The organism is Bacillus sp. GMs2/2 (assembly GCF_050172095.1).
GTDB lineage: Bacteria > Bacillota > Bacilli > Bacillales > Bacillaceae_G > Bacillus_A > Bacillus_A cereus.
The window spans coordinates 1-13,481 of the sequence record NZ_JBNLYE010000107.1 but is presented as its reverse complement, the minus strand read 5'-3'; the positions used below and the strand labels follow the sequence as shown (position 1 = coordinate 13,481).

The window sequence follows — 13,481 nt, the reverse complement described above, 5'->3', positions numbered from 1 at the left end:
GTTGAAGCCTATTACTAAAAGAACCATCCCAAAATACTTTGGGATGGTTCTTTTTCCTTATTAATGATTTTTTAACATCACTAACAGCTTTTCTTGACTATACATCCACACTGTAATGATTAAACAAGCAAGTGCGACTTCTGATAATGCCATAAATCCAATTGCATAATGGCCTGTTAGTTGGAATAGTAATGTTAAAATTAGGGGCGGGAAGAACCCTCCTAGTCCGCCTAAAGCTGAAACAAGTCCATTTACAATACCTGCTTGTTCTGAGAAGTACATTGGAACGAGTTTAAAGATTGTACCATTACCAATGCCTGCACAAAATGCGACTAGTAAGCAACCAAATGTATACACGTTCATACTAGGCATGAATGATAAAATAATACCTGAAAGTGTTAAACCGATAAATACGAAGATTAATATTTTAAATGGATTAAACTTATCGCCGAGCCAACCACCAATCGGACGCATAATTGTTGCGAGTACAATGAATCCTGCAGTTCGCATACCAGCATCTACTTTCTCTAATCCGAAGTGAGATACTAAAAAGTTTGGTAAGTATACTGTAAATGCGACAAATGATCCGAATGTTAAAAAGTAAAAGATACATAAAAACCAAAGTTTCTCATTTTTATATACACCTTTTATTTGTTCCATTAATGGTGTATTCACCTTTTTCTCCTTACGATCACCTAATAAAAAGTTCATAAGTGCAAATGCTGCAAGTAAAACTAAATAACATTGTACTGTCGTTCTCCAGCCAACTGAAGTTGCGATAACAGGCGCTAAAAACGAAGTAATTGCTGTTCCGGCGTTACCGACACCGTAAATACCATTTACAAAACCATGACTCTCTTTCGGAAAGTATTTTGGTAAAGAAGTTACTCCTACAGAGAATACAGCACCACCGATTCCTACAAATAATCCACCAATAATTAAATCCATCATAGAATTGGCAACACTAATATAAAAGACAGGAAGTAATAATAGAATAAAACTAATAAAGAATAATTTTCTTGCTCCGAAACGATTTGTCCAATAACCAATTGGAATGCGAAGAACAGAACCTAAAATAACGGGTACTGCTGTGACCATAGAAATTTGCCCCGCAGTTAATGGGATATCCACTTTAATATAAGGCATTAATGATGATAAAATGACCCATACCATAAAACCTATAATTAGATTAGAAGTTTGTAAACTTAATTGAAAATTAGGACTTTTCATCCTGTTCCCTCCTATGTATGCATATTTATATTCATTCTCTCCAGCCTAATCACGTCGTAACATGATTAAGTCGAAAAGAATCAACCACCACTTACTGGCGGAATTATCGCTATGATATCGCCAGTTTGAATGATGTCATCCTCATTTGCATACTCTTCATTTATAGCTACCATGATTTCATTTGAAATCGCTACGTTGTATTTCTTAATGAGTACCTTCTTTAGTTCAGCAACTGTAATATTTTCACAATCGATTTGTAATGCTGGCTTACTTACTTCTTCTTGTAAATGTGCAAATAATAGTACTTCAATCATATTCTCATCTCCTCTTCAGGCTCACCATTCTCATATGCTACATTCTCTAACTGATCACCAATCCATGATTCACCATCTTCCCAAAATTCTTTCTTCCAAATTGGAACGATTTGTTTTATACGCTCCATAATATATTCGTTCGCCTCATATGCAGCTTTCCGGTGTGGTGTAGAAACAGCGACGACAACAGCAAGATCAGAAATTTGTAATGTACCAATGCGATGTGTAATGGCGACAAATGTCCCAGGCCACCTCTCTCCTACTTCAGTACCAATTCTCTCAAGTTGTTTTTCTGCCATTGTTTTATATGCTACATACTCTAAATGTAGCGTACGACGCCCTTTCGTAAATTCTCTAACAGTACCAACGAAAGTAGTAACTGCGCCGCACTCACGACGAATTACTTTGTTTGTAACTTCCTCAATTGAAATAGGTGTATCAATTACTTCATAATACGTTTGTATCATTTTGCACCTCTTATCTTTGTATAAGTTAGTAATCTATTTTTCTATTATTTGTATGATCGAAGTGGTTCTTCCCACGGCCACTCACTTCCAGCGTTTGATTCTAATAACAGTACCGAAACAGTTATTCCTGCTTCAAATCCTCTCGTTCCTCCTGGCAGGACGATAAATGCGTTCGCCTCTGCAAGTGAAGAAATTGCACTAGATTTATCTAAACCAACTGGTGTAACTTGTAATTGACCATCTACAAATTCCACTCTCCCTCTTACAAAACGAGTAAACGGATTTGCTTTCGAAATGTCTTTCTGTAATATTGCCTCTGCACGATATATGTGCGGATCTTTCCTATGCAAGTATGTTCCAATGACAGGTCGAACAAACAATTCACATCCGACATAACAAGCAGAAGGATTACCAGATAGACCAAATAATAGTTTTCCCTCTAACTCAGCTACAGTTGTCACACTTCCTGGTCGCATCGCTATTTTGTTAAAAAGTACATTAGCTTGTAATCTCTCATAAATAGCCGGTAAATAATCATAGTCTCCTACTGAAACGCCACCAGTTGTAATTAATATATCAACTTCTTTTATCGCTTTTTTTACAGTGTTATAACACGTCTCAAAATTGTCAGCGAATTGCCCATAATACTGTACAATTCCACCTGCTCGTTCAATTTGAGCAGCTACCATATAAGAGTTACTATTTCGAATCTTCCCTGGCTTTAATTGTTCATGTACTTCGAGCAGTTCACTTCCTGTCGTTACAATTCCAATGACTGGCTGTTTTACAACATATACCGTACTATAACCAAACGTAGCAAGAAGCGCTGCAACTCCAGGATTAATAACAGTCCCTTTTTTCACAAGGATGCTATTTTGGTTTACATCTTCTCCTTTAAAAGAAATGTTATCGCCAGAAGAGAAAGAGCGTTTTAATACCATATAAATCTTTTCGTTTTCTTCAAATCCTTCCGTTAGCTCTAACATAACAACCGCATTACACCCTTCCGGAATTGCGGCACCTGTCATAATACGGACAGCTTGAAATGCTTTCACTTCTTCTGTAAAAACAAAGCCTGCTCCAATTTCGCCAATTACTTCAAACTGAATGGGGTTACTACTACTCGCTTCTTTTGTATCTTCCGCTCGAATCGCAAACCCGTCGTACGGAGAGCGATCAAAATGCGGAACATCATGATCTGCAATAACATCTTGTCCAAGTGTTCTACCGTAGCTTTCTATAAGAGAAACCTTTTCTATTTCACCTTGGTAAGCATATTCCATTACACGTGCAACTGCTTCTGCCACTGGAATTGGTATACGTTTTTCTAACATTCTTTTTTCACCTCGTTTTAATAAGGGGCAACTCTCTTTCTGTTCATCCTATATATTTTGCGTATAATCGTTTTGCTATTTTTACATCATTTGTCCCATGAATAAATGCCCTACCGTCTATAAATAAAACAAAACGATATTCATCAACTAGAAATGATAGTAAGTAAGGCGTTTTTTTAACATGTACACTTTTTTGTAATCGTTTTTGAATTTCGGTTAAATTAAGATTTCTCTTTATTCCTGAACGGATTTGAACTGTATTCCGTCCGCATAACACTTCCGTTTTCATTTGCGCTTCAAATATTAGGCTTGGATACGTTCGTGATTTCCCACAAGAAGGACATGTACTTTTCTTCTGTCTATTTACTTTTAATGAGAGATATTGATTGTTCCAAATATCAAATGACAACATCGTCCCTCTTAATGATTCATAATCACCCACCAATATTTTCATCGCCTCTGTAACTTGGTGAGCAACGACCATTTGTACAGCTGGCTGAATGATTCCGGCTGTATCGCATGTTGCACCGCCCATAGGATGATCCATTAGACAGCGAAAACATGGTGTTTTCCCAGGAAGAATTGTATACGTTACACCGTAACTCCCAATGCATCCGCCATATATCCAAGGTATATTTTCTTTTTGTGAAATGTCATTTATAAGTAGACGCGTATCGAAATTGTCAGTCGCATCTAATATGAGATCCACATCTTTTGTTAACTCTTCTATTTCTCGCATTGTGACATCTGTTACAACTGGTACAATTTCCACTTCAGAATTAATCTTTCTTACATGTTCTGCTGCTGCAATTGCTTTTGGTTTACACTGCTGCGCATCTTCTTCTGTATATAACTGCTGCCGCTGTAAATTACTCCATTCGACGTAGTCACGATCAGCAATTGTCAATTTCCCAATTCCCATCCTAGCAAGTGCTTCTGCATTCGCAGCTCCTAGCGCACCCGCACCGATTAGGAGCACATGCTTTTCTCTTATTTTTCTTTGTCCCATTTCACCAATTCCAGAAAGCAACACTTGTCTTGAATAACGCTCTTGCATAAGAAATCCTCCTTTCACTATCCACCAATGTAAGACATTTCAACTTTTGGACGTTTACTTGTATTCTCAACCGTTCTTTCATCTGAATATCGATCTGTTCTATATCGCCATGTATCATTTAAAATTTTTAATAGTGATGCATCAGAAATATTTTCTCGAAGAAGCGTTCGCAAATCCGTTCCTTTCGCTCCAAATAGGCACGTGAAAAACTTGCCGTCTGCCGAAATACGAGCTCTCGTACAAGAAGAACAAAATGACTCAGAAACAGAAGTAATAAATCCAACTTCTGCATTACTCCCTACATATCGATACAATTTCGCAACCTCTCCAAAATAACGAGGCTGAGCGGGCTCAATTGGATATACACGATTAATTTTCTCTATTAATTGTTCCTTCGTAATGACTTCTTCAAAATTCCATCCGTTTGTACTGCCTACATCCATAAACTCAATGAAACGGAGCTGAATTTCTTTTTCTTTAAAATAACGAGCCATATGAAGAATTTGACTATCATTCATCCCTTTTTTTACGACCATATTTACCTTTACTTCTAATCCAGCAGCATTTGCTGCTTCTATTCCTTTCAGTACAGGTTTTGTACTTACATTTCTTCCGTTAATTTTTTTGAAGACATGGTCCTCTATCGCATCTAAACTAATATTTACACGTTTTAATCCCGCGTCTTTTAGCGCCTTAGCTTGTTTTGCTAAATGAATTCCGTTTGTTGTGAGTCCAATGTCTTTTAAGCCTTCTAGATTTGTAAGTCTTGCAATTAATTTCGGTAAGTCTTTACGCAATAAAGGTTCACCGCCAGTAAGCCTAATTTTATTAACTCCCATACTTATAAATAATCTAGCTAACCTTTCTATTTCATTAAATGTTAATAAACACTCTTTCTGTAAAAAAGCATAATCAGGTCCGAACACTTCAGCAGGCATACAATATGTGCACCTAAAATTACAACGATCAATAACTGAAATGCGTAAATCTTGAAGTGGCCGCTTTAAAGAATCTTTCATGTTCTCGTGCATCTATATCCCTTCTTTTCTGCTGCAATCCTTAGTAAGCTTTCATTTTTTTATTTGCCTTCATTATAAAAAAGAAGCTACATATTCAATGTGACTTTTCTCACATCACTTTCCCCATTCAAAAAATTTTCACAAATCCGTTCGCATTTTGTTCACATCTTTAGCCACTCCTCCTTACGGTCATTGAAATTTCAATTTATTTTTAAATAGCTCTTGCATTTTCATCATACTTACACTCAAAATAGGAAATGTATTGCTTATAAGAAGAAAGGTGATCACTGTGGCAAACAGTATGACATTATCTCAAGATTTAAAAGAATTACTTGCATCTGTTGAATATAAAATGCAGATAAAAAAAGGTAGTTTTATTTTTCAAGAAGGTATGGAGGCAACAGAACTCTATATCATTCACTCAGGGAAAGTACAAATTAGTAAACTTAGTGCTGACGGACAAGAATTAACACTTCGAATTTGTTCGGAATATGACATTATTGGAGAATTAACATTGTTCACGGATAATGCAAAATATTTATTAAACTCAAAATGTCTTGAAGATGTTGAAGTAGGTGTAATAAAACGTGAAGCGTTAGAAAAAGCATTACTCCAAAAACCCGCTCTTGTATTTGAATTTATGAAATGGATTAGTGAACATTTAAGAAGAATGCAAACGAAGTTCCGAGATTTAGTATTACACGGCAAAAAAGGTGCCCTGTACTCTACTCTTATACGAATGACAAATAGTTACGGTGTATTAAAAGAAAATGGTATTCTCATTGATTTACCATTAACGAATCAAGAACTCGCTAATTTCTGTGCAACTTCACGTGAAAGTGTAAATCGAATGTTAAATGAATTAAAAAAGCAAGGTACAATTTCAATTCATAAAGGAAAGATTACAATCCACGATTTACAATTTTTAAAATGTGAAATTGCTTGTGAAGATTGCTCTGCTTCTGTTTGTAGCATTGATTAGCATCTTATTTAGATGCTAATCTTTTTTCAATTTAAACTACTTATTAACATTTATTCCCTATGTAAACAAAAACGAGGCCTTCCATATTAGACCTCGTTTCGTTTTAACCATTAGCTCCTATCCGTTTACAGCAGTATTATTTTTTCAACTCATTAGGAATACGTCTTCTGTAAATCACATAACTACGGCTTACATATTTAATTGGGGCACTAAATACATGTACAAGTCTTGTAAATGGCCACACTGCGAAAAGCCCCATCCCTGCGAGAATGTGAATTTTAAACCATATTGGTACTTCCATCATATATTCAACTTTCGGTTGGAAAATAAAGAGACTTCGGAACCAAGGGCCAATCGTTGTACGATAATCAAATCCTTTTGAATCGATATTTAAAAATGTTGAGGAAAGTCCTGCTAGCATTACGATAAGTAATAAAATAAGCGCAATATAATCTCCCTTTGTACTCGTTGCAATGATACGTTTTACAGTTACGCGGCGGTACGTTAATATAATTAAACCGCTAATAGAAGCAACACCTGCCGGAAGCCCAAAACTAATTGCTACTACATGATACATATGCTCAGAGATACCTATTGAACGGTATACAGCTTCTGGAATTAAAATTCCCATAACATGACCGCCAATTACGAACATGATCCCAAAGTGGAATAATAGACTCCCGACCCGGAGCATCTTCTTTTCTAATAGTTCACTAGATTTTGATGTCCATCCAAATTGATCATAGTTGTATCTAAAAATATGTCCACCGATAAAGATTGCAAAAATGATATAGGGAAACAATACCCATAGAAATTGATCCATCATTTTAACAACTCTCCTTTCTAATTTGTCTGTACACCCCATGTTTCGATAGCGAGTAGAACAGCCGCAAGAATTGGTTCATACATACTGTCTGCTTCTTTTAATTGAACGTGTAACGCTTGTATATTCTCCGTGTATTTACTCATAATTGATTCACTGTCTATCTCATTTGCATTTGCAAAGAACTCAAGCAATAGCGGTAAATAATCAGGTAATTCTTTATCTGTTACTTCAAAACCAGATTTTTTATAATGCTGTTTTAACTCCAGTAATTCAATACCTCTTTCTCTTTGTTCACCAGTGTTCATATAAGTAAGATACATATTTGTTTTCTTACCAAAATCGAATGTATATACGTAACTATCAATGAGTTGATCATTCGTTTTATTTAGCACTTGCTTTATAAAGGCTGTAAGTGACGCTTTAACGTCTTCCTGTTTTATTGTTTCAACCTCTTCTTGCAATTCAGTTACAGCTTCTCTCCACCCTAGTTCAGGATAGGAGAGAAGAAAAGAAGAACAAGAAAAAGCTGTTTGTAAACTTTGTCTCATAATTTTCTGCCCCCTTTATTTAAGAAATTGTCATACAAGAGCCTGGACCACCTGTGAATGATAAACCACAGCTTCCTTGTTCGCTATATAAATCTGCCACTTGTTCACGGTGAGATGTCGGGATAACGAAGCGATCTTTATATTTCGCAATGGCAAGAAGACGATACATATCTTCTACATCCTGTTTCGTTAAACCAAGTTCTTTTAATACAGCTTCATTTGGCTCTTTATTAATTTGCAGTGCTCTCATATATGTTCGCATAACAGCCATTTTTTTCAATGTAAGACGAATGTGTGATTCATCCCCTGCAGTGAGTAAATTCGCTAAATATTGAATTGGAATACGCATATTATCAATTGCAGGGAAAACCTCTTCTGCTTGCCAGTTACTACCTTTCCCTTCCACCATGTTCATAATTGGGCTAAGCGGAGGGATATACCAAACCATCGGCATTGTACGATACTCCGGGTGAAGAGGCAGAGCAATTTTCCAATCGATAATCATTTTATAGATAGGTGACTGTTGTGCTGCTTTAATCCATTCTTCAGGAATGCCTTGTTTTTTCGCTTCAGCTGCTATTTCTGGATCATTTGGATCTAGGAAAACAGTAAGCTGAGATTCATATAAATCTTTTTCGTCTTCAACAGAAGCTGCTTCTTTTACTTTATCAGCGTCATATAGCATTACTCCAATATACCTGATACGTCCTACACATGTTTCTGAACAAATTGTTGGCATACCAGCTTCAATACGTGGGAAGCACATTGTACATTTTTCAGCTTTATTCGTTTGCCAGTTAAAATACACTTTTTTATATGGACAAGATGATACGCAGAATCTCCATGCGCGACATGCATTTTGATCTACAAGAACAATTCCATCTTCTTCACGTTTATACATCGCACCAGATGGACAAGATGATACGCAAGATGGATTCATACAATGTTCACATATGCGTGGTAAATACATCATAAAGACGTTTTCAAAATCTGTTTTAATTTCTTCTTCCATTTTCTTTACGTTTGGATCTTGCAATCCAGTTATATGTCCGCCTGCTAAGTCATCTTCCCAGTTTGGACCCCATTCAATTTTGTCGATAAATTCGCCTGTAATTGCTGATTTCGGACGAGCAACTGGCTGATGCTTACGCTGCGGACTATTTGTTAACGTTTCATAATCATAGTTCCAAGGTTCAAAGTAATCATCAATCGTTGGTTGATCTGGATTGTGGAAAATATTCATAAGACGTTTCATTTTCGAACCGGATTTTAGCTGAATTTCACCATTTTTCAATTCCCAGCCGCCTTTATATTTCTCCTGATCTTCCCATTGTTTCGGATAACCAATACCTGGTTTCGTTTCTACGTTATTGAAATACATATATTCAGCACCTGGACGATTTGTCCAGGTGTTTTTGCATGTTACGCTACAAGTATGACAGCCGATGCATTTATCTAGGTTCATTACCATTCCGACTTGTGCTTTAATCTTCAAGCCAATCTACCTCCTTCAGTTTACGGATTACAACATTTAAATCACGCTGGTTCCCAGTTGGACCATAATAGTTAAATCCATAACTTAATTGACCATATCCACCAATCATATGTGTCGGTTTTACGTGAATTCGAGTTGGACTATTATGCGTTCCCCCGCGATTACTTGTTAATTTCGTACCAGGTACGTTAATGTGACGATCTTGCGCATGATGCATAAATGCCATTCCTCTCGGTATACGGTGCGTTACAACAGCACGCGCTACCACAACACCGTTTCGATTAAAGCACTCAATCCAATCATTATCTGCAACACCCGCTTCAGCAGCGTCCTCTTTATTCATCCAAACAGTTGGACCACCTCTAAATAGCGTTAACATCGGTAATGAATCGAAGTACATACTATGAATCGACCACTTATTATGCGGTGTTAAATAGTTTAATGTAATTTCTTTCCCTTCTACTTCAGGTCGTGATTTACGGAACGGTTTATGTTGCAGAATTGGTTTAAATGTTGCCATCGTTTCACCAAATTCTTTCATCATGTCATGGTCTAAGTAGAAAGATTGTCGACCAGTTATCGTTCTCCAAGGGATGAGACGTTCCACATTTGTTGTAAACGGTGAGTAACGTCGTCCACCTTTTTCTGAACCTGTAAAGGCCGGAGAAGTAATTACTGTTTTCGGTTGTGCTGTAATTTGTTCGAATGTAAAGCATTCTTCTTCACGTTCTTCTGCTAAATCACGTAGTTTTAAATCTGTTTGTTTTTCAAGTGCTTCCCATGCTTTTACTGCCATATGACCGTTTGTTGTAGAAGATAGTGTTAATACCGCTTCAGCAGCATTGATTGCTTCTTTGATGTCTGGACAACCTTTCGCGATAGAATCCGTTCGAACGACTCCTAATTTGCTCTTTAATTGCTCATACTCTTTTTCTGCTGACCAAGAGATCCCTTTCGTACCAATCGGTTGTTTTCCGGCATTTGGTCCAAGCGCAGTCATTTTGTCATAAATCGTTTTATAATCCCTTTCAACAACGTGAATTTGTGGCATCGTTTTACCTGGGATTGGTTCACATTCACCTTTACTCCAGTCTTTAATTTTGCCAAGTGGTTGCGCTAATTCTTGCGGTGTATCATGAAGAAGCGGCGTTGCCACAACTTCTTTCATTGGTTCAAGATCGATTTTCTTCGCTAAATCAGACACTGCTTTAGAAAGAGAAGTGAAAATATCCCAGTCAGAGCGCGCTTCCCACGGTGAACCGATTGCCGGATTAAATGGATGTACAAATGGATGCATATCTGTACTGCTTAAATCGTGTTTTTCGTACCAAGTTGAAGCAGGTAAGACGATATCAGAATACAGTGCTGTTCCAGCCATACGGAAATCTAAATTAATGAGTAAATCAAGCTTCCCTTCTGGCGCTTCTTCATGCCACTTTATTTCTTCTGGTCGTAATGAATCACTGTCGTCATTCATTAACCCGTTTGTTGTACCTAATAAATGTTTTAAGAAATATTCATGTCCTTTACCAGAACTCGAAATTAAATTCGCACGCCATACGAATAAGTTGCGCGGGAAGTTGTTTTTGTTATCTGGATCTTCAATCGCAAATTTCAGTTCTTTTTCTTTTAATTTTTGTGCAACGTATTTTCCGATTTCTTCTTGCGTTGTTGCACCAGCAGCAACAGCCTCTTTATATAATTCAATTCCATTTTTCTCGAATGTTGGATAAGAAGGTAACCAGCCAAGTCGTGCAGCTAATACGTTGTAATCACCGTGATGTTGATAACGAGAGTTACCTTCAACTGGTGATGCTAAATGTCCAACAGGTGTATCTTCATAACGCCATTGATCTGTTACGAAATAGAAGAAGGATGTACCGTTTTGTAATTTCGGTGGACCTTGCCAATCTTTTGCCATCGCGATTGTTTGCCATCCTTCTGCTGGTCTTAATTTTTCTTGACCAACATAATGAGCCCAACCACCGCCGTTTACACCTTGTGCTCCAACGAGAAGAACAAGATTTAAAACGGCGCGATAAATCGTATCAGAGTTAAACCAATGGTTAATACCCGCTCCGACAATTATCATTGAGCGACCATTCGTATCAACAGCATTTTGTGCGAACTCACGAGCGATTTGAATAATAAGCTCACGTTTTACTCCTGTCATTTTCTCTTGCCATGCAGGTGTAAACGGTATATCATCATTGAAGTCTTTCGGTTCTTGTCCGCCAAGCCCTCGGTTCACACCGTAATTTGCTAACGTTAAATCGTATACAGTTGTAACGAACAATTCGCCCTCTTCTGTCATAACCTTTTTCACTGGAATCGTACGTTCTAATACTTTGTTTCCATCATCAGAGAAGTACGGAATTTGTACAGTTCCAATCGCTTCTTCCATTCCAAGTAAAGAAAGACGTGGATCAATCTTTTCACCTGTTTCTTCATCTTCTAAACGCAAGTTCCATTTCTTTTCATTATCCCAACGTGACCCCATTGTGCCGTGAGGTGTTGCAAAATCATTCGTATTCTCGTTCCAAAGAACAGGTTTCCATTCCCCTAACTTCGTTTCTCGTCCAATATCAGAAGCATTTAAGAACCGATCAGCAACGAATTGATCTCCTTTTTGTTTCAATGTGACAAAGAAAGGAAAATCAGTATATTGCTTCGCATACTTTGTGAAATATTCCACTTGATTATCCACGTAAAATTCTTGTAAGATTACGTGTCCCATTGCCATCGCAAGTGCACCGTCTGTACCTTGTTTCACACTAATCCAATCATCCGCAAACTTTGTTGATTCAGCGAAATCAGGACTGACAGAAACGACTTTCGTTCCTTTATATCGAACCTCTGCTAAAAAGTGTGCATCTGGTGTTCTCGTCATTGGTACATTTGAACCCCATGTCATAATGTAACCAGAGTTATACCAGTCACTACTTTCTGGTACATCTGTTTGATCACCCCAAATTTGAGGAGAAGCTGGTGGTAAATCCGCATACCAATCATAGAAGCTAAGCATCGGTCCACCCATAAGTTGCATAAAGCGACTACCAGCAGCATGACTTAACATCGACATAGCTGGAATTGGTGAAAAGCCAACATTTCGGTCTGGACCGTATTTCATTACTGTGTACAGTAATGAAGCTGAAACGAGTTGTAACACTTCATCCCAATTCGCACGAATGAATCCCCCTTTACCACGCGCCTGCTTATACGTACGTGCCTTTTCACGGTTTTCCACAATGCTTTTCCAAGCCTCTAATGGTGACTCGTTATTTTGCAATTCTTCTTGCCACATATTCCAAAGAACACCACGTACATACGGGTATTTCACACGAAGTGGACTATAAATGTACCAAGAAAAGCTTGCTCCACGTGGGCATCCTCGCGGTTCAAAATCTGGCATATCAGGACCTGTAGTCGGATAGTTAAGCTCCTGCCCTTCCCAAGTTACAATTCCATCTTTCACATATATATTCCAGCTACATGAACCAGTACAGTTCACGCCGTGTGTAGAACGAATTACTTTATCATGCTGCCAACGCTTTCTGTACACATTTTCCCATTCGCGATCTTCATATGTTTCTTGTGTATGATTATCGTTATAACGATCTATTGGTGAAAAATATTTTAAACGTCTCATTAGTGCTGAAGTTTTTTTCTTCATACTGTTCACTCCTTTAATACGTCTCTCTTACATACCCTTACTATAAGAGAGGTTGTAAAATACAGATGTGACATTTCGCACAGTTCAAGAGATTGTCAAAAATTCCGGAAAAAATATAAAAAAGTGAAAATCTAATCAGTGTGGAGGGCTCACATCCTTCACCGACTGTTAAATTACTTCCTTGCTTCTAGCAAAGTTTAAGATGAAGTACAGATAATAATGAGCTTGCAAAAAATTTCTTATATAATAGAGGCAGTAATTTGGGAGTAGTTAAATTTAATATACCTAAATCGTTAGATGAGTTAATAAATGAAAATACAATACTTTAAATCCACCATATCAAGGGCAACTATCCTGAAAATAGTTGAACAAAAAACGCCAGGAAATCCATATGAATTGTCAGCAACTTAGATTGAATCAATAGAAGAATACAACAAGAATGGCAGGATTTTAAGATAATAATACAAGGAGTATATTATGAAATTAGAACCGCTTTACGCAGAAAACATTATAGTAGCCGTCATATATAAAAATGA

General features: G+C 37.3%; 11 protein-coding genes. 1 reads left to right on the top strand and 10 read right to left on the bottom strand.

Features of this window, described 5'->3' with window-relative positions; all coding sequences use genetic code 11:
• Positions 1-60 precede the first annotated feature (60 nt).
• The 6 genes from narK to moaA all read right to left on the bottom strand — a co-directional run bounded on the left by narK (position 61) and on the right by moaA (position 5,433).
• Positions 61-1,230, bottom strand: a complete 1,170-nt coding sequence (gene narK / locus ACQGS6_RS14930) for a nitrate transporter NarK (protein WP_000841857.1) — start codon at positions 1,228-1,230, stop codon at positions 61-63.
• 80 nt (positions 1,231-1,310) lie between these two features.
• Positions 1,311-1,544, bottom strand: a complete 234-nt coding sequence (gene moaD, locus ACQGS6_RS14925) for a molybdopterin converting factor subunit 1 (RefSeq protein WP_426965270.1) — start codon at positions 1,542-1,544, stop codon at positions 1,311-1,313.
• A complete protein-coding gene (locus tag ACQGS6_RS14920) occupies positions 1,541-2,011 on the bottom strand; it encodes a molybdenum cofactor biosynthesis protein MoaE (protein WP_000616829.1) in 471 nt (156 codons plus the stop codon). Before ACQGS6_RS14920 ends, moaD begins: the two co-directional genes overlap by 4 nt.
• A gap of 44 nt (positions 2,012-2,055) precedes the next feature.
• The gene (locus ACQGS6_RS14915) at positions 2,056-3,345 is read right to left on the bottom strand and encodes a molybdopterin molybdotransferase MoeA (RefSeq protein WP_426965269.1); all 1,290 of its coding nucleotides are present in this window, start codon (positions 3,343-3,345) and stop codon (positions 2,056-2,058) included.
• 43 nt (positions 3,346-3,388) lie between these two features.
• Positions 3,389-4,402 (bottom strand): molybdopterin-synthase adenylyltransferase MoeB, encoded by a 1,014-nt coding sequence (locus ACQGS6_RS14910; RefSeq protein WP_426965268.1) that lies wholly within the window; start codon positions 4,400-4,402, stop codon positions 3,389-3,391.
• Between the two features lie 17 nt (positions 4,403-4,419).
• Positions 4,420-5,433 (bottom strand): GTP 3',8-cyclase MoaA, encoded by a 1,014-nt coding sequence (gene moaA / locus ACQGS6_RS14905; protein WP_000545033.1) that lies wholly within the window; start codon positions 5,431-5,433, stop codon positions 4,420-4,422.
• A 277-nt stretch (positions 5,434-5,710) separates the two neighbouring features.
• On the opposite strand from moaA, the gene ACQGS6_RS14900 reads away from it, so the two are divergent.
• A complete protein-coding gene (locus ACQGS6_RS14900; RefSeq protein WP_000013866.1) occupies positions 5,711-6,403 on the top strand; it encodes a Crp/Fnr family transcriptional regulator in 693 nt (230 codons plus the stop codon).
• A 136-nt stretch (positions 6,404-6,539) separates the two neighbouring features.
• Here ACQGS6_RS14900 and narI read toward each other — a convergent pair whose 3' ends face one another.
• From narI to ACQGS6_RS14880, 4 genes are read right to left on the bottom strand one after another with little or no spacing between them, the layout of a single operon-like run.
• Complete coding sequence (narI, locus tag ACQGS6_RS14895) at positions 6,540-7,229, bottom strand: respiratory nitrate reductase subunit gamma (protein WP_098529275.1); 690 nt, start codon at positions 7,227-7,229, stop codon at positions 6,540-6,542.
• 17 nt (positions 7,230-7,246) lie between these two features.
• Entirely contained in the window at positions 7,247-7,777 is a 531-nt protein-coding gene (narJ, locus tag ACQGS6_RS14890) for a nitrate reductase molybdenum cofactor assembly chaperone (protein WP_001249926.1), read from the bottom strand.
• A gap of 19 nt (positions 7,778-7,796) precedes the next feature.
• Complete coding sequence (gene narH / locus ACQGS6_RS14885; RefSeq protein ID WP_000692664.1) at positions 7,797-9,272, bottom strand: nitrate reductase subunit beta; 1,476 nt, start codon at positions 9,270-9,272, stop codon at positions 7,797-7,799.
• Positions 9,262-12,945, bottom strand: coding sequence for a nitrate reductase subunit alpha (locus tag ACQGS6_RS14880; RefSeq protein ID WP_000730782.1), 3,684 nt, complete (start codon positions 12,943-12,945; stop codon positions 9,262-9,264). Before ACQGS6_RS14880 ends, narH begins: the two co-directional genes overlap by 11 nt.
• Between the last annotated feature and the right edge of the window lie 536 nt (positions 12,946-13,481).